Annotated in this window: 20 protein-coding genes; 5 read left to right on the top strand and 15 right to left on the bottom strand. The window is 44.1% G+C overall.

The window, feature by feature from the left end; all coding sequences use genetic code 11:
- Positions 1-10: 10 nt before the first annotated feature.
- From A3GI_RS0105255 to A3GI_RS0105275, 5 genes are all read right to left on the bottom strand, one after another.
- Positions 11-1,153, bottom strand: coding sequence for an aminotransferase class I/II-fold pyridoxal phosphate-dependent enzyme (locus A3GI_RS0105255; RefSeq protein ID WP_018360426.1), 1,143 nt, complete (start codon positions 1,151-1,153; stop codon positions 11-13).
- Positions 1,154-1,394: 241 nt separating this feature from the next.
- Positions 1,395-1,802, bottom strand: coding sequence for a preprotein translocase subunit SecG (gene secG / locus A3GI_RS0105260; protein ID WP_018360427.1), 408 nt, complete (start codon positions 1,800-1,802; stop codon positions 1,395-1,397).
- 4 nt (positions 1,803-1,806) lie between these two features.
- Positions 1,807-2,505, bottom strand: coding sequence for a hypothetical protein (locus A3GI_RS0105265; RefSeq protein WP_018360428.1), 699 nt, complete (start codon positions 2,503-2,505; stop codon positions 1,807-1,809).
- Between the two features lie 16 nt (positions 2,506-2,521).
- Positions 2,522-3,046, bottom strand: a complete 525-nt coding sequence (gene lptE, locus A3GI_RS0105270) for an LPS assembly lipoprotein LptE (protein WP_018360429.1) — start codon at positions 3,044-3,046, stop codon at positions 2,522-2,524.
- Complete coding sequence (locus tag A3GI_RS0105275; protein ID WP_018360430.1) at positions 3,033-4,298, bottom strand: sigma-54 interaction domain-containing protein; 1,266 nt, start codon at positions 4,296-4,298, stop codon at positions 3,033-3,035. Before A3GI_RS0105275 ends, lptE begins: the two co-directional genes overlap by 14 nt.
- 115 nt (positions 4,299-4,413) lie before the next feature.
- Between A3GI_RS0105275 and A3GI_RS0105280 the strand changes: the two genes are divergently transcribed.
- Positions 4,414-5,340 carry a hydrogen peroxide-inducible genes activator gene (locus A3GI_RS0105280; protein ID WP_018360431.1) on the top strand — a complete coding sequence of 309 codons (927 nt, stop codon included), beginning with the start codon at positions 4,414-4,416 and terminating at the stop codon, positions 5,338-5,340.
- Between the two features lie 325 nt (positions 5,341-5,665).
- Here A3GI_RS0105280 and A3GI_RS0105285 read toward each other — a convergent pair whose 3' ends face one another.
- The 4 genes from A3GI_RS0105285 to A3GI_RS0105305 all read right to left on the bottom strand — a co-directional run bounded on the left by A3GI_RS0105285 (position 5,666) and on the right by A3GI_RS0105305 (position 11,179).
- Positions 5,666-6,010 (bottom strand): PAS domain-containing protein, encoded by a 345-nt coding sequence (locus A3GI_RS0105285; RefSeq protein WP_018360432.1) that lies wholly within the window; start codon positions 6,008-6,010, stop codon positions 5,666-5,668.
- Between the two features lie 32 nt (positions 6,011-6,042).
- Positions 6,043-7,491 (bottom strand): RNA polymerase factor sigma-54, encoded by a 1,449-nt coding sequence (gene rpoN, locus A3GI_RS0105290; protein WP_018360433.1) that lies wholly within the window; start codon positions 7,489-7,491, stop codon positions 6,043-6,045.
- On the bottom strand, positions 7,485-8,804 hold the full coding sequence (locus A3GI_RS0105295) for a UDP-N-acetylmuramoyl-tripeptide--D-alanyl-D-alanine ligase (protein ID WP_025079654.1): 1,320 nt from the start codon (positions 8,802-8,804) through the stop codon (positions 7,485-7,487). Before A3GI_RS0105295 ends, rpoN begins: the two co-directional genes overlap by 7 nt.
- 431 nt (positions 8,805-9,235) lie before the next feature.
- Entirely contained in the window at positions 9,236-11,179 is a 1,944-nt protein-coding gene (locus A3GI_RS0105305) for a UDP-N-acetylglucosamine 4,6-dehydratase family protein (RefSeq protein ID WP_018360436.1), read from the bottom strand.
- Between the two features lie 787 nt (positions 11,180-11,966).
- On the opposite strand from A3GI_RS0105305, the gene A3GI_RS11620 reads away from it, so the two are divergent.
- Positions 11,967-12,125, top strand: a complete 159-nt coding sequence (locus A3GI_RS11620) for a hypothetical protein (RefSeq protein WP_018360437.1) — start codon at positions 11,967-11,969, stop codon at positions 12,123-12,125.
- A 107-nt stretch (positions 12,126-12,232) separates the two neighbouring features.
- Here A3GI_RS11620 and A3GI_RS0105315 read toward each other — a convergent pair whose 3' ends face one another.
- The 6 genes from A3GI_RS0105315 to glgP form a co-directional block, all read right to left on the bottom strand.
- Positions 12,233-12,856, bottom strand: a complete 624-nt coding sequence (locus A3GI_RS0105315) for a hypothetical protein (RefSeq protein WP_036870208.1) — start codon at positions 12,854-12,856, stop codon at positions 12,233-12,235.
- A gap of 22 nt (positions 12,857-12,878) precedes the next feature.
- Positions 12,879-15,068, bottom strand: coding sequence for a S46 family peptidase (locus tag A3GI_RS0105320; RefSeq protein WP_018360439.1), 2,190 nt, complete (start codon positions 15,066-15,068; stop codon positions 12,879-12,881).
- Entirely contained in the window at positions 15,068-15,553 is a 486-nt protein-coding gene (locus A3GI_RS0105325; protein WP_018360440.1) for a CYTH domain-containing protein, read from the bottom strand. The genes A3GI_RS0105320 and A3GI_RS0105325 overlap by 1 nt, the downstream gene beginning before the upstream one ends.
- A 1-nt stretch (position 15,554) precedes the next feature.
- Positions 15,555-16,670 (bottom strand): DUF2027 domain-containing protein, encoded by a 1,116-nt coding sequence (locus A3GI_RS0105330; RefSeq protein ID WP_018360441.1) that lies wholly within the window; start codon positions 16,668-16,670, stop codon positions 15,555-15,557.
- Between the two features lie 306 nt (positions 16,671-16,976).
- Positions 16,977-18,065: a glycine cleavage system aminomethyltransferase GcvT gene (gene gcvT / locus A3GI_RS0105335; RefSeq protein ID WP_018360442.1), complete on the bottom strand. Its 1,089-nt coding sequence runs from the start codon at positions 18,063-18,065 to the stop codon at positions 16,977-16,979.
- 158 nt (positions 18,066-18,223) lie between these two features.
- Complete coding sequence (gene glgP / locus A3GI_RS0105340; protein WP_018360443.1) at positions 18,224-20,815, bottom strand: alpha-glucan family phosphorylase; 2,592 nt, start codon at positions 20,813-20,815, stop codon at positions 18,224-18,226.
- Between the two features lie 173 nt (positions 20,816-20,988).
- Between glgP and A3GI_RS10615 the strand changes: the two genes are divergently transcribed.
- The 3 genes from A3GI_RS10615 to A3GI_RS11195 are packed head-to-tail and all read left to right on the top strand — an operon-like array spanning position 20,989 to position 23,416.
- Positions 20,989-21,441 carry a single-stranded DNA-binding protein gene (locus A3GI_RS10615; protein ID WP_018360444.1) on the top strand — a complete coding sequence of 151 codons (453 nt, stop codon included), beginning with the start codon at positions 20,989-20,991 and terminating at the stop codon, positions 21,439-21,441.
- Positions 21,442-21,471: 30 nt separating this feature from the next.
- Positions 21,472-22,800, top strand: a complete 1,329-nt coding sequence (gene gldE / locus A3GI_RS10620) for a gliding motility-associated protein GldE (RefSeq protein WP_018360445.1) — start codon at positions 21,472-21,474, stop codon at positions 22,798-22,800.
- A 4-nt stretch (positions 22,801-22,804) separates the two neighbouring features.
- Positions 22,805-23,416: a 4'-phosphopantetheinyl transferase family protein gene (locus tag A3GI_RS11195; protein WP_018360446.1), complete on the top strand. Its 612-nt coding sequence runs from the start codon at positions 22,805-22,807 to the stop codon at positions 23,414-23,416.
- The last annotated feature ends 135 nt before the right edge of the window (positions 23,417-23,551 follow it).

Raw genomic sequence — 23,551 nt, forward strand, 5'->3', positions numbered from 1 at the left:
AACTTCATTTTCAGATCAAACTGTCGATGGCCTCCATCAGACCGTCGACAGGGGTCTCGGCAGTCAGAGAAAACCGTAGACGTGCCGTTCCTTTCGGTACGGTAGGCGGACGAATGGGCAACACATAATAACCCAACTTCTGTAACTGCTCGGCTACTTCCACAGCCTTACTGTTTTCGCCTAAAATCCACGGAATAATATGACTTTCCGAAGGCATCGAGATACCTTTATGAATAAGAAACTGTCTGAACTTTCCGCTCCATTCCTGAAGGCGTAAACGCTCGTTCTGCATCCCGGGCAAGGCCTGCCAGACGGCACGGGTATAAGCAATGACAGACGGAGGCAAAGCCGTTGAAAAAATCAGGGGACGACAACGGTTCACCAGCAAACGGCGTACCACATCATCGCAGACGACATAAGCACCCATGGAGGCAAAAGCTTTACCAAAGGTGCCGCAAAGTAAATCGATATCGGACACCGTATCGGTCTCTTCTGCCAGCCCCAGTCCTCTCGCTCCCCGTACCCCGACGGCATGCGCTTCGTCCACATACAGCATAACCTGAGGGTAACGCCGTTTGATCTCAACCAACGCTTTCAAATCCGATACATCGCCGTCCATGCTGTAAACACTTTCGACCATGACGATAATCATTCGATAAGAGGCAGATTTTCGTTGAAGGATCTTCTCCAGATGGCTTAAATCATTATGTCTGAAACGCTCGAAAGGAGCACCGGACAACTTCATACCGTCTATCATACTGGCATGAACCAGTTTATCGGCTACAATCAAAGTTTTATCATCAACCAAAGCAGGTACTATGCCGGTATTCATGTGATAACCACTGTTAAAAATCAGCGCAGCTTCACGCCCGAACTGCTCGGCTATCTGTTTTTCCAAATCGGCCATCACATGATAGTATCCGGTCAGGAGAGCACTGGAGGTACTGCCCATATCGAAGCCTTCGGGTTGCCGAATATCTCCACGGGCAGCAAGACCCAGATAATCGTTACCCGAAAAATTGAGCATCCGCTTTCCATCTTCGGTTACAATGTATGCACCGCTATGGGTTAACGGCTTCAACATCCGCAAAGAACCGCTCCGGGTAATTTCACCCATGCGTTGCTCGAACATATCAAACAGAATATCGTTCATCCTTCGTTTCTATACCCCGTACCATTCAAAATGCAGGTTTCAAAGATACGACTTGAAAATGAAACAAATGTCCTATACTCCTATTCTCGAATAACCTGCATATAAATCACAGTCAAATCACCCGAATTATATCAGTTACCGATAACACACAAATCGAATGAGCATAAAAAAAGAGAACAGATACAGACAAGAAAAGCGATACCCCGACGAGAGTATCGCTCAACCTATGGTTTATCAATAGTTAATTTGCAGACGTAGCGGGTTCGGCAGGTGTTTCCTCTACCGGTTGTGCAGGATTTTCCGTAGCAGCAGGCGCCGTTTCCTGTACTTCGTTTCCGAAATTAGGGGAAGCCGTAGCCTTGGGTTGAGGCAATACCGCTTTCTGTTCAATGGCTTTCTGCATGTTCGTCTCCGGGTTTACCTTACCGGTATGCAAAAAGTGAGCCGAAACGATGCTCAGTACGGCAATAATACCCGCCAGCCACCATGTGGTCTTCTCCAGAAAGTCTGTGGTTTTACGCACACCCATAATCTGATTGCTGGATGCAAATCCGGCGGCTAAGCCCCCGCCCTTTGAATTCTGAATGACCACGATGAACACCAAAAACAAGGCGGCCAATACGATAAGGATTGTAAGGAAGATGTACATTGTCCTATAATGTTTTTTGTTGATTATTACTAATCAGTTTTTCTAAAAATCTTATTTGGTCTGCAAAGTAACGGTTTTTTTCGGGAAAATTCAAGTTAATCGACCGAATTATACGCAATGCCTTATCGTAACGTTGCTGTTTTATATAAATTTTGGCAAGGGTTTCGGTAAAAAGCTCCTCATCCAGATCATGCTCTTTTGCCGCTTCCGAAGCGTTTGGATGCGATTGAGCTTCATGTCGGAATTCTTTTTTTTCTTTTTCCGGCAATTCAAATGCACCGGTTGAAAAAGATTGTTCGGACAACTGTTCTTCCGAAAAATAATCTTTGGAAGGGTTTCCACCGGTATTATAAACCAGCTCATCAGGCAAATCAGCCCCTGCAGCACGCATTTCACCCAAAAAAGAGTCGATAAGCTCAAAACTGTCCGGTTGTTTTTCTGCCGAAACATCGGACAACACTTCCGCCTGTCTGTATGCTTTAACCATACGGTACAGTTTCCGCCTGTCGGGCAGCAGAGGAGCACGATTTCGCAATTCCGAAGGATAACGCACATCATCCACTATGGCCAAATTGAAAAGATACAGAAAAGAAAAAGTGGAACAATAAGGATAAGCATCGGCTAAAGTCTGCAACTCGGAAAGAGTCTTTTCCGAAAGAAGCAGAGGATCCCTCATGTATTCATATAACTGATCTCGCGTCATTTCCGTTTTTTCAGAATTACCAGTTTTCTACGGTAGCGTTAAAAATTTCCTTGATCAAATCCTGTGTAATTTCTTCCAACAATTGATCCTGCACATCATTGAACATCTGACTGCTGTCGAACTCACGATAGGCGGAAAAGCTCTTTTCAAAGCTTTCCTTCTCATTCACATTATTAACATAGTTCACACTGATTGTCACGGTAAATTTCGTGCGGGCTGCAAAAGCATTTTCCTGCACGGCCACAGGCTCCAGCGAGTACCCCGTAATATTGCCTTCCAGCAAGAGGTCTCCACCCTGCGATACCAGGCTTAATTTCGTGCGCTGTGTATATCTGTCGCGCAATGCTTCCGAAAAATTATTGGCAAAAGGAGCATAAACCAACGGAGCCTGATTGTTAAAATCACGTATTGTAATGGAGCGTACTTCATCATAGTTAATGGCTCCGCCGTTAAAGCTGTAAGAAACCGAACAGCCGGCAAGTATACCCGTCGATAAAAAGAGCAACCATATGTAAAGGCCGTGGCGTTTAATCCATTCCATATTCTTTAAGTTTGCGATAAAGTGTTCTTTCTGAAATTTTCAATTCATCTGCTGCAGCCTTACGCTTACCTTCATGACGCTGCAAGGCTCGTTTGATCATGGTGCGCTCCATATCCGCCAAAGAAAGCGGCTCTTCCTCATAAATCAGTTCATCAGAGGTCTGACCGGCATCGTTCGATGCATCTCTATCCCGAACCGACACGGAAGGGTAAATAACATAAGGCGTCAGAGAAGGACTTGCTTCGTGACCGACAGACAGGCTGTCGTCTTTCAATTCGCCGGAAGGCCTGGCAGCAGCCGGCTGCACCGGCACCTTACCCTGCATAAGATCATTCACCAATGCTTTTAGCTCATTCATATCATGCTTCATATCGAAAAGCACCTGATAAAGTATCTCCCGTTCGCTGTTAAAAGTATGCTCATCGACACTCCGCCCTTTTAATACGGGATGCAAAGGCATTTTCGCATCTTCGGGCAAATAACGCTCCAATACGGAAGCATCGATAAGTCTTTCGGACTCCAAAATACTGATACGGTCCGTTATGTTCTTAAGTTCGCGCACATTACCCGGCCATCTGTAACGTTTTATGAACTCTCTGGCATCATCCGAGAGTCTCAGAGGCGGCATCTGATAACGGTCTGCACTGTCTGCCGCAAATTTTCTGAAAAGCAGTGGGATATCATCTGCCCGATTACGCAACGGAGGAATAACGATAGGCACCGTATTCAAACGAAAAAGCAGATCTTCTCTAAAACGTCCTTTGGCCACCGCTTCCTTAAGATCCACATTCGTTGCGGCTACAATACGAACATCCGTAGTCTGCGGTTGACTGGATCCCACGGGAATAAACTCCCCGCTTTCGAGAACACGCAGTAAACGTGCCTGAGTGGGCAAGGGCAACTCACCCACTTCATCCAAAAAAATGGTACCGCCCGACGCCTCCTCAAAATAGCCCTTACGATCCGATACGGCCCCGGTAAAAGAACCTTTCCGGTGTCCGAACAGTTCGGAATCTATGGTACCTTCCGGAATAGCGCCACAGTTTACAGCTATATATTGCCGGTGCTTACGAGCACTGTATTGATGTATAATTTTCGGAAAATTCTCCTTCCCCACACCGCTTTCACCCATGATAAGTACGGACATATCGGTAGGAGCCACCTGCACTGCCACCTCGATAGCCCGATCTAATAAAGGACTGTTGCCTATGATGCCGAAACGGCGTTTGATGGATTGTATATCTACGTTCATAAATGTCTAAAATAAACAACAGATTGGTATAGAGCAACAAGAAGCCCGCTCAATCTAAACAAAGGTAGCTAAAATCCTATATCTTTGTACGAGACAACCTGCAAACAAATTACACATGAATTTACAACAACTTGAATATATCGTTTCTTTAGCCGAACATCAGCATTTCGGACGTGCTGCCGAGGCCTGCGGAGTAACGCAACCGACACTAAGCGCTATGATACAGAAGCTCGAAGAGGAGCTGGGCGTGAAGATATTCGACCGCAGCCATCAGCCTATTGCTCCCACAGAAATCGGTTACCACATCATCTTCCAGGCAAAAGAAACCATACGCACCGCAGACCAAATCAAAGCAGTTATCGAAGAAGCCAAAGATTCTTTGAAAGGAACGATCAAATTAGGTATTCTGCCCACTATAGCCCCCTATCTGGTTCCGAAACTCTTGCCTCAGATAAAAAAATATCTACCGGATCTGATTGTCAACGTAAGCGAGCTGCAAACTTCAAAATGTGAAGAAATGCTGGCCGAAGGAGAATTAGATATGTGTATCCTGGCCACTGACCCGGTTAACGGTGAATTTTCCGAAGAGATATTATACTACGAAGAGTTCGTCGGCTATGTATCGACAAACGAAGAGCTATTCAAACAGGATACGATAAGAAGCTCCGAAGTCAAGGCTGAAAGCCTGTGGCTGCTGGCAGAGGGACACTGTTTTAGAGATCAACTGGTAAAATTCTGTCAATTACGCACAAACAGCAAACGGAAATTCAATTATCGTGAGGGCAGCCTACAAGGGTTCATGAAACTGGTAGAATCTGGCAACGGTATCACCTTCCTTCCGGAATTGTGTAGCAGAGAATTAAAAGACGAACGTAAAAAACTTTTGCGTCCTTTCTCCATTCCACGTCCCACGAGGGTTGTCCGTCTGGTTCATCATAAAAATTATGTACGGCTGGGACTGCTGAAAGCTCTGACAACAGCGCTGAAAAAAGCCGTCCCTGAAAGTATGCTGACCACACATGCAGGACAGTCGATCGTTTAATTCTGTGACGTGTCCTGAAAAAAGTTGACACTCAGAGCGGTTAAAAAAGAAGTAATTATGTCTAAACATTTGACCGACTCCGAGCGTCTGAGAATTTTGGAGGAAAATCTCGTGAGCTCCCAAAGCAAAGTATGCCATCGCCAGGAAGTACCGCATTGCTCAGTGTCTTATTAACGATTGACTGACGTGTACTGCAAAATTCTCTGCCTGATGGTTGAAAATTCTTCAGGCAAAGAAAAAAAATCCAAGTTAACTTTGTTAAAAATCCGTCAGGCAAAGAATTTTCAACCATCAGGCAGAGAATTTCAATACCGAAGTTCCGGATTTAACCTTTTTTAGGCATACGTACCTTATGAGGCATATCGAAAGGGATTACCATGGAGAGCTCCACAAACCCCATATACTCTCCCTTTTCGTACCAGGGCACTTGATATATCAGCTTTTTACGGCCATTCTTTTCGATTGTATAAACATTTTTCGTTCGATGCTCCATCATATCACGCAGCATTGAACGAGCCGGTTCGGGATGACAGTCGAGTACATTGCTGCCGATAAGTTCCTGACCGGGTTTAAGATTTACCGTCCGGCTCTGTTCATTCATCTCTATAATGCGGCCTTCGCGATCACACACAGTAATGGCTATATCAGCTTCATTCAGATAATTAATCATTGTATTCAGATTTATAAGTTGTCAAAAAGTATTCAAATCTTCTTCCTCATTCTTGCCGTCGGTATACCTAATTCATTGCGATACTTGGCAACCGTTCGTCGAGCTACGGGATAACCTCTTTCCGCCAATAAACCTACAAGCTCGGAATCGGATAAAGGGTGCAATCCGTCCTCCGCCTCTATAACTTCACGCAAAGCATCCTTTACAACTCTCGTAGAGACTTCCTCACCATCTTCGGCTGCTATACCTTCATTAAAAAAGAACTTCAGGGGGTATATACCATAGTCGGTCTGTACATATTTACTGTTACTCACACGGCTGATCGTACTGATATCAAAACCGGTGACATCGGCAATATCTTTGAGAATCATCGGCCTTAAATCGACCATTTCCCCGGATTTAAGAAACGATTCCTGTTTGTGAGCAATGGCTTGCATCGTACGGAGCAGGGTGTTCCGGCGTTGCTCGATGGCACTGATAAACCAACGAGCCTGCTCTACCTTTTGCCGGGCAAAAGCCAAAGCCTCTTTTTGCTCCGAAGAACAGTTACGACCACGAGTTTTGCAGGCCTCGGCCATTTGTCGGTAATGAGGATTAACTCTTAGAGGAGGAAGCATGCGCTCATCGGTCAGATAAACCATCAATTCTCCATCCATTTCCTCCACAACAAAATCGGGATGTACCTGCATCAGATTGGTTTCAGCCCTATCTTCCAATCCGAATCCGGGTTTCGGATTCAATGCCGTTATCACATGAATAGCATCCGACAATTGCCCTTCACTGATTTCCAACCCTCTGAATAAACGCTCATAGCGTTTATTCACGAAATCATCATAATGCTTATCCAAAATCAAGTAAGCAACATTGATATTCGGTTGGTCTTTTTTATTCTGAAGCTGTATCAACAAACACTCGCGCAGATCTCTTGCACCAACGCCCGGAGGATCCAACTGCTGAACACGTTTTATCAAACGGTCCAATTCTTCAGCATCAGCCTCGATACCGGCCTTAAACAGCAAATCGTCCTGAAGCTGGGCAACGGTTCTGTATAAATATCCGTCAGGATTGATATTACCTATTATATAAGGAGCCAACAGTCTCTCTCTGTCCGTTAAAGGTGCCAATTCCAACTGCTGCATCAAATATTCTCCCAATGACGGAGCATTGGCAGCAAAAGGGATTTCCTCCTTTCTGGCATTCTTATCGTAAAGCTGTTGGAGTTTGTATTCAGGGATGTCGTCTTCCGTACCGTAATCGCCCAAATCGGTTACATCCGCATCATTTCCGTAATCATCCGTTTCTGCACCTTGCTGTTCCGATCCGTCTTCATCAAAAGATTCGTCCAAAGCCGGATTCTCCTGCAGCTCCTTCATTATGCGCGTTTCCAACTCTATTGTTGGCAATTCCAACATTTTGATTTGTTGAATCTGTGCAGTGGTCAGCGACTGCTGCAACTTCTGATTAAGAGACTGCTTCAACATAAATCAGGAATTTCTTGCAGATGTATGCCATGCGAACCTTTCAGTAATATCAGGCTGTCTGTTATCGGATTCCGGGTTAAATACTCCTTAAGTTCTTCGATTGAGGGAAAGTAAAGAAATCCGTCTTTACCGGTCTGCAATCGTAAAAATTCCTGCCCCACAAGAATCACTCGCTGCCACGGACCAAGTTCACGAATAACAGACAGGATCTGTGCATGTGCATCCGAACTTTCATCACCCAGCTCCAACATATCGCCTAAAATGAGAACTTTGAAACGAATGTCTTTAATCGCATGAAAATTACGAAGAGCAACTTCCATACTGGTGGGATTGGCATTATAAGCATCCACGATAAGACTGTTTGATGAGGTCTGTATCAATTGACTGCGACTATTGTTGGGAATATATTCCTCAAGTGCTTTGTCAATATCATCTGAAGGCACGTCAAAAAAGAAACCGACCGTTACCGCAGCTAAAGCATTAGGCAAATTATAAGCACCGATAAGCCGGGTGTTCACGAGATGTTCTTTCACTTCCGGTTCAATTTGAGATTTCCAGGAAAAAGAACAGAATACGTCTGAATGTTCCGTTCTCAACTTTCCGCAAACAGAGTTGTCCGGACCGGTACCATAACCGATGACAGACATTCCATCGCACATACCGGTTAATATGCTATCATCCGCATTAACAAAAACAACTCCTTCGTGGACTTTAAGATAATCATACACCTCCCCTTTGGTCTTTCGAACTCCTTCCAAAGAGCCAAAACCTGCCAAATGGGCTTTTCCGATATTGGTAATCAGCCCGAAGTTCGGCTCTGCAATCTCTACCAATTCTTTAATATCGCCAGGTTTGCTTGCACCCATTTCCACCAAACCCAATTGATGATCCTCCTGCATCTGCAAAAGGGTCAACGGGACTCCGATATGATTATTCAGATTACCTTGTGTATATAACAGATTATATTTCTTTTTCAGTACAGCAGCAATAAGCTCTTTGGTAGTCGTTTTTCCATTGGTTCCGGTAATGGCAATGATAGGAATACCGACCTGTCTCCTGTGATGACGCGCCAATTCCTGCAACGCCTGTAAAACGTTCGGGACCGGCAAACATCCGTTATGACGGTCCGCCAAATCGGCACGATCGACCACGGCATAAGCAGCACCGGCTGCCAAGGCCGGGAGAGCGTAATCATTACCGTCAAATTTTTCCCCTTTCAGGGCAAAGAAAATAGCCCCCGGCTCTATTTTCCGGCTATCGGTTGTTATAATCCGATGTCGACGAAAAAGTACATACAATTCATCGATTGATATCATAAGCGAATGCTATAGGTCTGTCTTAAACGTTAAGGAATCATTATTAATCCTACTGCAAAAATAGCCATTAGAGCAGATTACGCCAAGAGAAAACGGACTCACCATCAAGTCTTTTAATAAAAAAGAGGATTGATTCTAAATTCAGCGAATCTACAATGCTGTTGACCAGGCGCACAGGGTCATTGGCATCAATATCTTGACCAAGTTCTGCAGGAAATAGCAGGATGGGGTCGGATATGTAAGGACGAAAGTGTAACTTTGTATTCATTAAGTAATTGATATTTGCTAAGTTACTCAAACTTAGTGAACGAACGAAGCCCTAGCTTGTGAAAGTTGGGGCTTTGTCGTTGGATGAGGAATAAAAAAAGAGGCTGTGCCAAAAATGAATTTTGACACAGCCTCCTCATGTGTGCGTACTCAAGATGGTTTTATTTCTTATCCAATACCTCGTAGGGGGAGTTCTTACTCGTATATTCCGGAAGCAGAGCCTTTATCGCCGCTACGGTTTCCATCGGTCTGATCTCCTCTGAAAGTCTGATCATTTCTTTTACCTGCATGACTATCTTTTCAGAGTTCACTTCACGAACCTTTCCAACACGAATCTTGGGATGTGTCGTTGGCAAAGTCGTTTCCTTGTCATCCAGGACCTCTTCAAACAACTTTTCTCCCGGACGTAATCCGGTATACTCTACTTTAATATCGACATCGGGCTTAAAGCCGGAGAGTTTGATCATATTCCTTGCCAGATCATCTATCTTCATCGGCTCTCCCATATCGAAAGCAAAAATCTCGCCCCCTTGCCCCATAGTTCCGGCCTCCAAAACGAGCGAACAAGCCTCAGGTATGGTCATAAAGAATCGGATAATATCTGGGTGCGTAACGGTAACGGGGCCTCCCTGCTCTATTTGCTGTCTGAACAAAGGTATAACAGAACCGTTCGACCCGAGCACATTACCGAAGCGAGTAGTAATAAACTGTGTGATACCTTTGAGTTTTCCCGTTTTTATCTCTGTGTCGATATTTTGCACAATCACTTCGGCTACACGTTTGGTTGCCCCCATGACATTCGTAGGATTAACGGCTTTATCCGTCGACACCATCACAAATTTATCCACGCCATATTCAACAGCCAAGCGAGTCAGAAAATTCGTTCCCTTCACGTTCACACCGACAGCTTCGCACGGATTTTCCTCCATTAACGGCACATGTTTATAAGCTGCCGCATGGAAAATATATTGCGGATGGAATCGCTCAAAAACATAACGCAACCTCTCCTCGGAACGCACATCTCCGATGATGGGAGACAACAGTAAACCCGGGTATCTCTTTTCTATTTCCAGACGTATATTATGCAGAGGAGACTCTGCATTATCGAATAAAACAAGCTGTTTAACATTCATTCTGGAAACCTGGCGTACGATCTCGCTACCGATAGATCCGGCAGCTCCGGTGATTAAAACGGTTTTACCTTCCAACTCTTTTCGCACATTATCCATCGGCATATCAATCACCGGACGCCCAAGCAGATCTTCAATGCGAATTTCACGGATACGCCTCTTTGCCTGCTTCGGATCGGCAAGCGTTTCATAATCCGGAGCCATCATCAGTTCGATGCCGTTATTCATAAAAAACTCCAAAAGACTGTTTTTTTCCTGATGCACAGATGTGGAGTCCGGGAAAAGAATTACATCCGGGGAACCGTATGTTTCTATGAGAGATTTGATATCGGACCTATCTTTTATCATAACGATAGGCAGACCATTAAGCCGCAATCCTTTGTTGCTTTTATCCCGCGTAATAACCAGAGTCGGCAAAAACGGCGGCATTAAACCGGACGCCAAAAAGTTCGTCAGATTAGCACTCCGGGGGCCGATACCGTATATCCATGTTTTCTTGCTTTTTGCATGTGGCCGGATCACGCGATGATACAGATTTACCATAAATGAGCGTACCGTAATCAAAAAGAAACTGGAAAGAATCCAATCCAAAAGAAAAGCCACAAAATAATATCTTTTGAAATCTGGTATCAGGAATAGCAAAACAAGATAAAAGAGCAGACTTTTAGCAAACATCGCAATGGTTACGCGATTTACCTCCGTAAAAGTAGAGTGGCGGATAATCCTTTTATGAGTAGCAAAGATTAAAACGATTAAGATGGAAATAACCAGACATATCAACAACGGCCAAATACCATCGTACTTATTCAATAATCCGTCTCGAACAGATTTCGGCAAAACGATAAATGATGCAACAAAAGCGAAGAGAACATCCATTACAAAAATCAGCCATTTGTTTATAAACGGCAAATCGTAGAGTCTCTTGATCAAAGAAACGAAGCAACGTTTGTTCTTAGTCGTATCTTTTTTATCCATGAACAAATTCATTTTCTAATATTAAATACAAATTTAGCCAAAAGATTCAAGCAGGGATGGCTTTAATCTATATTAATAAACGAACTTCTAAGAACACATATTATTCTTTTTAATATTTATCTACATCAAAAAAGACAACAGCAAATCGTTATCCAAGAATTTAAGAAAACCTTAACCTCCAATCAATAAGTTCGTAACACCAAATAAAGACCTTTGCATATGAAATATTTTTGGTTGTAAATCAAACATTCATTTTATGAATCAAGTTAAACGTTTAATTCACCTTTTCTTCTCGCATTTTTTATCTTCTTTTTTGAAAAAAATGATATTTTATCAGCAATCATTCAACAAAATATCGAAAACGCAAAAAAATTTCCGCATATACACCTATCCATCTTGACCATCTCCTAAAAATACGCTTTCGGGTAAAGTGATAGATGCTGTAAGCCTTTAATCGGAGTATCTATATTACATAACTCCAACAAGCAACGACAACAGATATAAACAGCTGCTTTTCAATACCCGATGTTCCCCGGCAATTATCAAATTAAATAAGCTATGTATCTCGTCCGGAAATTCAAATGCTAATACGTTTATTCGGCTAATCCAAGAGATCACACAACTTCAAGCCGTGAATGTGAAAAAAAATGACAGAAAACTCTGAAGTCTCTCTTCTTATCCATTATCTAAAACAAGCGAATCCACACGATAATGAATGGTATCAGCGCCCAACAAATTACACAGTAATACCTCTAAAATAATGAAATGAATCACCAATATTACACCGATGGATAATCTCTGTGTCATCGTAAGCAGTCTCAAACAGCGCTATAAAAACATTTGGATGAATGGCGTTTCGGTGTCAAGCTCGAAAGCAGACTCCAGTTTTTTCTGCTTCGACCTCATTCCAATCAACCAAATCATGATCACAGAAAAAGAGGCTTGAAAAATAAAATTGCTTACTCAGACTGTTTACTAACCTCGACGACTATTTTTCAGCTTTTCCAACATTTTATCGGACACAATGAAAAACTTCAAGACAACGGTTCGGTATCAGTCGCAAAACAATCGTGAAAAGTTTTGTTTTTCAAGCTGTGCCTGCTCAATATAAAAACGATGTCCGGGCAAAGAGAGCAGAAGAATATAGTTCTGCCAATTGTCCGAAGCAGGTAAAAGCATCATTCCATAACATGTTGCCTGTGCCTTAATGTCTGCACATACATCCGCCGGTATGGCAGAGATCGCGGTATCGGCTTCCATATGCGGAGACAAGGTATAGCCACGCCCCACCGTAAGCTCCATACCCGGATCGGATACTTTCATCCCCTCCGGCTCTGCAGAAACGGCGCCGGCATAATGGAATGCCATACCTTTGGTGCCATTCTTTTCCCGAAAAAAATAGAGCCACCCGTTTTTCGGAAGAGAACTTTCGGGCAAGAAAGAAGCAACAGGAGTCAAAGCGATGCAAGCTACGAAAACAGTTTCGTACGGTAATGCTGCAAGCTGTGCCATAACCTCCTGTGGAGCATAAGCCGCTCCACCCATGCGACTGCCCCAGCAATTCGACAGTGCAGGCGGTTCATCCTGCAGAAATAACGAGATGCAGGGTTGCAACCACCGGCTAACCGATGGAAGCAACTCCTTATGACCAAGAAACGCCAATCGCGTTTTCCACATCTCAACCGTAGTCACGCTCTTCTTAGTTCTTGCTGAACGTCATTTCATCGATCAGACGCTGACAACTGCCATACTTCTGAATGATAAGCATAACATAACGAATATCCACAATGATACTGCGCTGGTAATCGGGGAGATACTGAATATCTCCGCCAACGCCTTCCCAATTGCGGTCGAAATTAAGCCCGATAAGATTGCCGTAGGCATCCAAAACAGGACTTCCGGAGTTTCCGCCCGTAGTATGCGTGGTTGCACAAAAAGCAATGGGCATACGCTTCGAACCGTCAGGCATCGTCATGCCCCAACGGCCGTAATCTTTTCGATTGAATATGGTTTTTAATTTCTCCGGCACCACAAACTCCCAGTTATTCGGGTCTTCTTTCTCCATAACTCCATAAAGATAAGTTTGATGCCCGTAACGAACGCCGTCTTTCGGCGAATACCCTTTGACCATACCATAGGTAAAACGCATGGTAAAGTTGGCGTCAGGCCAAAGGGCTGTATCGCCATGTTGCTGGAGAAGACCGCCAACGTATGTTCTACGAGCACGGGATATGGGATCGTCAAAAGGTGCCAAACTTTTTTTCAACTGTACGTATTCCATGGCCACGTCGCGTGCAAAGACCGCAACAGGATCATTTTTCAGCGTTTCTACCAGTTTCTGTGCAGGAAGTTCCATCATTGCATCGAAAGTGGCGGGGCTGCGCATGACAGAGTTATCGACCATATAGTCCACACAGGCATTCACAGAACCGTGTTTTCTAACTCCCTCACGTAAAGATGCAGGCCAGTATTTCGCAGGAATTTGTGCAGTATACTCCGCCAACACAGCTTTGGCTATCAGCTTATCGACTTTGGTACTGTAATCTTTATTGTTGTAGGCTTCAAAGGCTTTCCTGATCTGCTCCAGACAAGATTTTTTCTTCGACTCATCGCTCCCCAAAAGAATGTTCTCGATTTCTTCGGTAAGCATGGGGGCCATTGCAAACTCGATACTGCGTATGATACCCTCGTCCAAATACCATAAACGACGACGCAATTCTTTACGCGAAGACACTTCGTCCGATATGTCTCTGACAGCTTTATCATACTTGCCGATTCCTTTAGATTTGCTCCATTTTAGCAGATCATCCTGCTGTCCGGCTTTGGCCGCACGCAGATCTTTCGTGTCGATTGCCCAGTTTGCTCCGATAGCTCGCTTATAACCGTTCTGAGAATACGCATATTTAGCTGCATACATAATCTTGATTTGAGGGTCGGCAAGCATCTGCTCCAGCATCACATCCTGACGAATGGCACGCATACGAATACGGATATCATTATCGATACTCTTCCACTCATCCACCTCGGCCGGCGTATAAAACCGGTGCGTAGTGCCGGGGAAACCCATAATCATGGCAAAGCTGCCCTCCTTAACACCTTGAGTACTGATATTCAGCCAACGTTTGGGACGCAGGGGTACATTATTTTCGGAGTAAGGAGCAGGATTGCCCTTGGCATCGGCATAAATGCGGAAAACAGAAAAGTCTCCCGTATGGCGAGGCCACATCCAGTTGTCGGTATCGGAGCCGAACTTGCCGATACTACTGGGAGGAGCTCCCACAAAACGAATGTCACTGTAAGTTTTGGTGGTAAACATCAGATATTTATTACCATCATAAAAAGCCTTGATCTCCACATCGACACCGGGATTACTGTCAAGGAAAGCTTTTCCGACTTTTTGCACGGCCAACCCTTTGAGATACCTGGGCGACAAATAGTCCATGCTGTTCGGGTCGGTATTCTTACCAAGCTCTGCTTTTACATAACCGGTCACATCTTCTATTTTGTCTATAAAAGTGATCTTAACTCCTTTTGCAGGAAGCTCCTCTTTCAGGCTCATAGCCCAATAACCGTCTTCCAGATAGTTGTGCTCTATGGAACTGAGCTGCTGTATGGCATCGTAACCGCAGTGATGGTTGGTAAGTACCAGCCCCTGATCAGAAACAACCTCACCGGTACATCCGCGGTCAAAAATAACTACGGCATCTTTCAGCGAAGTGCCATCAGGGTTATAAATGTCGTACTGCTTCAACTTTAATCCCCGCTTCTGCATATCTGCATGCTTCTGCGCCAGCTGCTGCAACAGCCACATACCCTCGTCGGCTCTTGCTCCGGCTACAAAACCCAAAGAGAGAACAAGAAAGAGGGAAAGAATTCTGTTTTTCTTCATTACTTATCGATATTAATTTTTAATGGTATCGGCGTATCGTTATATTTTGCCATATAGGCATTGTAGTATCGTTTATCACCCGTAACTTCCGTTCCGGCCCAAGGCGGCAAATCGAAATATTCATCAGCACCTACCACTTCAAGCTCAGCCACCGCCAGCCCTTCATAACGACCGTGAAAAATATCTACCTCCCACGTTTTATCTTTATACGGTACAATGTACCGGGTCTTTTCGATAACGTGCCCTTTGCATAGTGGGAGCATCTGCCGGGCTTCTTGCACCGGGATCTCATACTCCCATTCATGGCGGCTCAGACCTCCGTCTATACTGGGACTCTTGACAGTCAAAAAAGCCCGTTGCCCGGCTATACGTATACGAAGGGTCGGAGAGGACTCCGACAGATACCCCTGAGAGATGCGAAAGGAAGTTGTGGCATCAGCTAAAAAGCCGGTATCGTTGACCAGAAATTTATGCTCTATCTCCATGTTATTTGACGGTTACCATAGTAGCACCGAAACCGTACTCCCGAAAAGAAGCATCTTGAAAACGGCACTGCGGATATTTTCTTTTCAATTCCTGTTCCACAGCTCTACGTAAAACGCCCTCACCCTTACCATGAATAAAGACAATTTTTTGCCCATGATGCTTCAGTTCCCGATCCATCACTTCGCGAAATTTACTAAGCTGGTATTCCAGAATATCTTTTGCCTCCATTCCTCGTGTGGAATCGAGCAACTCGGCGGCATGGAGATCGACTTCTATAATATGCTCTCCCCTGATTTTCGGAGCATCGGGCTTTCGTGCCGGTGCAGAAGCCATGTGTTTCTTTTGTTTTAATGCCTGTTCTATTTTCTCCGCATCGTTTTTTTTCATGCCCATCGGCCTGTCGTCTTCAATCAATCGCAACAGCATGGCCGGTTCATCAAAGAAATCATTTTCGGTAAAACTGTGCAGTTTGAAGAACTTGACCGTATCCAAAGCATGTTCGATATTCACAGGTTTTTTCAAATCGAATGTTCTATCTGTCTGATAAGCAACAATCTGAATGGCTATATGCTCCAAATCATTCAATCGGGTAGCTTCGAACTGCTCTATGAGCACTTTCATGTTCGGCTCCACCGTTTCCACATGACGCAAGTGCCAGCGAGTGCCTTCCGTACGGTTCATATAAACGAAATGGAGGATATAATTGGAATCATTTACTATATATGCCAGATAAGAAGACTGTCCGAGTTTTTTCAGATCTGTGCTCACAAAGGCCAAATAGACATTGAGCTTATTGCCTCCGGGCAGATAGGTATGCGGCAACTTGGGCTCGGGTGTCATCTCTGAATGCTCTGGCCGAACAGAAAAATCGGCTTTGGTTACTTTAGGTTGACCGGAGGTCGGCACATGGGGTTTCGGTTCGATCTTGGGAGGTTTGTAAGCGGGAATGAACGTATCCTCTTCTTGTACCACAACACATTCATGCACCGGCGTAGGGATTTCAAACCCGTTTTCATCTTCCACATATGCCAGTCCGCGCTCTATTTTGGTCACTCTCCCCCCTCCTACGGCATTGAGAAAGCGTATCTTATCACCTACCTTTAGTTGATTCTTCATAATACTATCTTGTTGTATTTATCAAAGATAACACAAATACAGCCGAAGGAGAAAAAAGCATTGGGATAAACAGTCCTATTCATTATACAAATAGATATAAAAATTTGCATAACCAAACAGAAGGGTTTTTCTTTCAATCAAAGTAAAAAGAGTCTGCTGTGCTAAAATTCAAGCACAGCTACATATACATTTATATCTACACTTGAAAAGAACAATAGCCATAGAAATTTCTCTCTACAGCTATTGCAAAAAACATATAATTCAGCTCGCCTACCTTATTTGTCTTATGGTATAGAACAGTACTCTTTATTTACGGAAAGGCGGTTTAACGACCTCGGCTGCCAATCCCCGTCCACGTACCACAATCTTGATGGGGGTACCGACCTTGCTGTATTCTGTTTTTACATAACCCATGCCAACACCTTTTTTCAGTGCCGGAGACATGGTACCGCTCGTAACTTCACCGATAACCTCCCCGGCTTCATTGGCAATTTCATAATGCTGACGGGGAACGCCCTTATCGAGCAGTTCGAATGCCACAAGTTTGCGTTGCAAACCGTTTGCTTTCTGATCTAACAGTATTTGACGCCCGATCATGGCTTCTTTGCCATCCACGAGTTTGGTAATCCAACCCAAACCGGACTCCAGAGTGGAGTGTTTCTCATCGATGTCATTGCCGTACAGGCAAAAACACATCTCAAGACGCAGCGTATCGCGCGCTCCTAAACCTGCGGGCATGATACCCTCTTCTTTTCCGGCTTTGAATAGTTCATTCCAAATGGTTTCGGCATATTCAGGGTAGAAATACAGCTCGAAACCGCCGCAACCCGTGTAGCCGGTATTAGAAAGAATAACATTGGGACAACCGGCAAACTCTCCTACCTTGAATGTATAATATGGGATTTCAGAGAGATCGATAGAAGTAAGCTTTTGCATCACTTGAGTTGCCTTGGGGCCTTGAACAGCCAATTGAGCAATATGGTCGGAACCGTTTTCCAACTCGGCACCCATGGTATTGTGCTTAACGCACCATGCCCAGTCTTTCTCGACATTGGCCGCATTGGGCACCATCATATATTTATCTTCTTCATATCTATAAAGAAGGAAATCGTCCAAAATACCGCCGTTTTCGGTCGGGAAACAAGAATATTGGATTTGTCCCACAGCCAGTTTGGAAGCGTCGTTACTGGAAACTTTTTGCAGAAACTCTAATGCTTTGGGACCTTTAACCCAAAATTCGCCCATGTGGGATACATCAAAAACACCCACATTGTTGACCACGTTCATGTGTTCTTCTTTAATGCCATTGTATTCAATTGGCATATTGTAGCCGGCAAATTCGTGCATCTTGGCGCCTAAAGCAATGTGGATGTCAGTGAAAGGAGTCGTTTTCATTGGTTATTCGTATTAAAAATTCGGTTTGTATTAGAATTATTGTGTAATGTCAAAGATAACCATATTCCATAAGTATCTCGCAAAAAAAGCCGAACGGATAAAAATTCCATTCGGCTTGCAACAATATTGTCAATATACAGATTCGACAAAAACTGAGTTCAGATATTCTCCGGAGCAATCCAAAGGACATAGGCAAAATCCATCGGATGAGGCAGTAAATCATACTTAGGCAGTATGCGGATACCTATTTTCTGATGTCCGGGTACCGAATGCTTGCCTTCCATACCGAAGGCAACCACCCGGCCGTTCTGTTCGGAGGATAACTGTTTGAAGTCTTTTATTTCCAACAGTTCCATCTTATTGCCATCCTGCTCGGAACGTGCAATTACCATTTGAACCTTGAGGTCGCATTTCAGCTCTCCTTTATCAATCTTAAGAATGATTTTATCTATGCCTTCGGCATTGATCCGATTGTTTTGATTGATATTCTCATTATACTGTTTGAACTCCAAAACCTTCAAAGCATCCCAATTATTGGCCACGTTTTCTTTCCAGGCCACGAGTTCTTTCAAATGAAGACAATTATCTTCGGTCAAGGTAAGGAAGCGGTCGTGCAGTTTATTGTAGAAACGATCGTAATAATCGTCCAACATACGCCTCATGGTATAGTGAGGCGCAATATAGCTCATCGAATTCTTGATGAATTGCACCCAGCCTTCGGAATAACTCTTCTTCCCTTCACGATGATAATACAACGGAGCTATCTCATTTTCCAAAAGTTCATAAATGGTAGTGGCATCAAGTTTATCCTGATAGTGCTGATCAGTAAATGTTCTCTTTTCGGTAATTGCCCAACCGGCATCCTTACGGTACCCCTCATACCACCACCCGTCAAGGACAGAGAGATTCAACACACCGTTCATCTCGGCCTTTTCTCCGGATGTACCGGAGGCTTCCAAAGGACGCGTGGGGGTATTCATCCAGACATCTACCCCGGCAATAAGTTTCTGTGCCAAACGAATGTCGTAATTCTCAAGGAAAAGAATTTTACCGAGAAGTTCGGGACGATGACTGTACTGCAAAATATGCTTGATCAATCCCTGCCCGCCACCGTCTGCAGGATGCGCTTTGCCGGTAAAAATAAAGTATACCGGTCTGTCTGCATTGTTTACGATAGATGCCAGACGGTGAATATCGGTAAAAAGCAGGTGAGCACGCTTATAAGTGGCAAACCGCCTGCCAAAACCGACCAGTAATACATTCGGATCGAGTTTTTCCAGAGTGGCCATAGCCAGATCGGGGCGTCCGGTGTTCTTTGCCCAATTTTCAGCGTAAGTCTGTTTGATATACTCGATCAAATCTCTTTTCTGTGCCTGACGAATTTCCCAAATCTCTTCAGAAGGTACATTTTGCACTTTGCTCCACATCTCTTCTTTCACCTGGTTTTCCAAATAATCAGGGCCGAAGATTTTTTTGTAAAACTCCTGCCATCTTTCCGTAGCCCAGGTAGGCAGGTGTACTCCATTGGTCACATAACCCACATGTAACTCTTCAGGGAAAAAGCCCTTCCAAACAGGAGCAAACATTGTCTGCGAAACCCGTCCGTGCAGTTTACTGACACCATTGGCTTCCTGACAGGTATTCAAAGCGAAAACACTCATGGAGAATTTTTCGCCCGAACCCGGATTTTCCCGACCCAGGTCTATCAGATCTTGCCATGTGATACCCAACTGTCCGGGTATATGCCCCATGTATTTTCCAAAAAGATCCTCGGCAAAATAATCGTGCCCCGCAGGTACGGGCGTATGTACGGTATAGAGCGTGGAGGCACGAACCAGCTCAAGAGCTTCATCGAAAGACTTCTGCTCTTTCTGCACATAATTAATCAGTCTTTGCACGCTGATGAGGGCTGCATGCCCCTCGTTCATGTGATAGATATCTTTTTGTATACCTAATTTATCCAAAAGCAATACTCCTCCGATACCCAACAGATACTCCTGACGCATCCGGTTTTCCCATTCACCGCCATACAGTTTGTGAGTTATTTCCCTGTCCCAACTGCTATTCATATCTATATCCGTATCCATCAAATAGAGGTTGATGCGTCCTACCTTAACCTGCCAGATATGGGCATACACATTGTGATTGGAAAAGGGGACTTCGAGGATTACGGGATTATCGTCTTCATCCATTACCTGTGTGATGGGTAGCTGGTCAAAATCCTGTGCTTCGTAATTGGCAATCTGCTGCCCATCGGCATTAAGGGTTTGGGTAAAATAACCATAACGATAGAGAAAACCGACAGCCGTAAGATCTACATTGCTGTCACTGGCTTCTTTGAGATAATCTCCAGCCAAAACACCTAAACCTCCGGAATAAATTTTCAGGACATTGGTCAAGCCGTATTCCATGCTGAAATAAGCTACGGAAGGGCGAGTCTTGTCTACCGGCTGGTTCATATAAGCGAGATATTCGCCATACACTTCGTCCAATTGTGCCAGCAAATCTTTGTCTGCACTTATTTTATCAAGCGACTCGGCAGATAACTGTCTGGTAAGCATAACGGGATTTCCCTCCGTCTTTTCCCACAACTCGGGAGAAAGCCTTTTGAACAACCGTTGTGCACCGGGATTCCAAACCCACCAAAGATTGTGAGACAATTCTTCTATCCTTCGAAGATTGGCAGGCAGTTTTGCATAAGAATAAATATCCTTCCAAACGGGAACGTTTGCACTCTTCTGTCTAATCATATCAATAGTAATCTAAAAAATCATAAAAACAAGATGGCACAAAGATAAGATATTTCGATACCATCTTAAAATATATCTACCGTTTATACACTTCACCTAAGCGCAAGAGACAGAAGTCTATCCGGGTTTTTACTAAATTTGCATTCATAAATAAACGAGTGTACATATAATCTATGTCTTATAACAAGGTTATCCTCATCGGACATATCGGTAACGAACCGGAGGTCAGACACATGGATCACGATTTCAGCTTTGCAACCTTTTCTCTGGCCACAGGGTACAAAGCTTTTACCACGCCGGATGGTAGAAAGGTTAAAGAACAGACCGACTGGCACCGTATTGTAGCTCCCAATCAACTGGCCGTATGGGCAGAGCGATGGGTACATAAAGGGATGAGCCTCGGCGTAGAAGGAAGACTGCGCTACCGAAACTATACCGATAGAAATGGGCAAACGTTAAATATTACGGAAATTGTGGCTGAACGACTTTTCTTCGTCGATAGTACACCGCAAAAAAAACAGTCCGAAGAAAAAGGAACCGAAGGCAATAAAACTCCAAGGGAGAATGATAACGCCTCTTTCTCTGATGAACGATATAATGCAAATAACGACAGCGAGCCTTTTTAATATCGAATAACAGCCCATCTCATACACGATATGTTTCTACTCAACATTCTTGACCAGGTTTCGGTTTATCCCCTGTCTTCCGCTGTAATCATAGCTATTGCAGTAACGGTGATTTTACTCTTCATGTCGGGGTATATGTCTTCTTCGGAAGTGGCTTTTTTTTCTCTTACACCCCAAAATTTAGAAGAAATAAAAGAAGAGAAAACACCCGCAGACAGATCTTTGCTGAAAGTTTTGAGCGATTCCGAACGTTTGCTGGCCACGATACTTATCGGGAACAATCTGATTAACGTAGCCATTATCATGCTCACGGCTTACACATTCAGGAACTTATTCGAATTCAGATCTTCCGTTGTCGGTTTTATTATTCAAACGGTACTGCTCACTGCTTTATTACTGTTGTTTGGTGAAATAATCCCCAAAGTATATGCACAAAAACATTCGTTGAAGATGAGCCGTTTTTCGGCACCGAAAATGGAAATCATCATCAAACTTCTAAAACCGGTTTCGAGCTTGCTGATTCGCTCTTCATCGGTAGTTACGGACTCTTTCGGCAACCGGAAATACAATCTTTCGGCAGAAGATCTTTCACAGGCGGTCAACCTGATCGACGGAGAAAGTCAGGTGGGAGAAAAGAAACTGCTTACCGAGATTGTAAAATTTTCCAATAAAACAGCCTCCGATATCATGGTGCCGCGTATGGATATGGTGGATGTGGATATTTCGTGGGGGTTCGATAAAATTTTAGAAGAAGTGATTTCTTCGGGATATTCACGTATTCCTGTCTACGAAAATACAGAGGACAATATCAAGGGCATTCTTTATGTGAAAGACCTCATCCCCTATAAAGACGCAGAGGCGGACTTCAACTGGCAGAAACTTATCCGAAAAGCTTATTTCGTGCCGGAAAACAAACGCCTGGACAATCTTTTGGAAGAATTTCGCGCCAACCGCATGCATATGTCTATTGTGGTGGATGAATATGGAGGTACATCCGGCATCATTACATTGGAAGATATTCTTGAAGAAATTTTGGGTGAAATTTCGGATGAATACGATCAGGAAGAGCCTCTGTATAAACAACTGTCCGATGGCAGCTACCTGTTTCAAGCCAAGACGTCCATCAATGATGCCCGGCGTGCTCTGCACATCGAACCGGGGTCTTTCGGCGAATATGAAGAAGAAGTAGACACACTGGGCGGACTGCTCATGGAAATCAAACAAGATCTGGTACATACCGGAGACAGTGTAACCACGGAAGGATGGACCATTACTGCCACAAAAATGGAGCGATATCGAATCACCGAAGTCAAACTGACTCCCCCGCCCTCCTCGGCCGGTGGAGGGGAGAACAGATAATACGATGCTCAACATCCCTTTTTCCGAACCTGTCTTAGCCGGCATATATCCCCTCTCACATGAAACCATGCGAGAGGCCGAACGGCGAACGGCAGAAGAACTCGTTGAATTATTATTTGCCGAATCGGCAGAAACTTATATACAGATAGCCCATACACCGGAAGGAAGGCCTTACATTCCCGCCCTGCCCCACATTTCCATCAGCCTGTCACACAGCAATAATATGCTGGCTCTATTGGCCGGGGACAAAGACTATATACCGGGAGTGGACATCGAGCGAAAAGGACGCAATGTAGAACGGGTCAGGCACAAATTTATCAACGCCCGTGAAGAAGAGTGGCTTAGCCGAAGAAACAAGCTGGAACAAACCGAACTATTATCCATTTTATGGTGTGCCAAAGAAACAGGATATAAGATTTTCACCCCAAAAGATGCTTCTCTTTTACGTTTTACGATATATCCGGTTAAACCAATCAACAGTACATTCCAAGGGATCATGGAATATAAGCCTCATCCGGAAGACTCATACTACCCAAAGATACAACGGCTAAATTTTTCGGTAAAAATACTACCGAAGCATTATTTGGTTTGGGCGTTACAAGGTGCAGACAAATAAAAAGGGGGGCTGTGTCAAAATTCATTTTTGGGGCAGCCTCCTTTTTTTATTCCTCATCCAACGACAAAGCCCCAACTTTCACAAGCTAGGGCTTCGTTCGTTCACTAAGTTTGAGTAACTTAGCAAATATCAATT

The sequence above is a fragment of the Porphyromonas macacae DSM 20710 = JCM 13914 genome (assembly GCF_000379945.1).
In the GTDB taxonomy this organism is placed as follows: Bacteria; Bacteroidota; Bacteroidia; order Bacteroidales; family Porphyromonadaceae; genus Porphyromonas; species Porphyromonas macacae.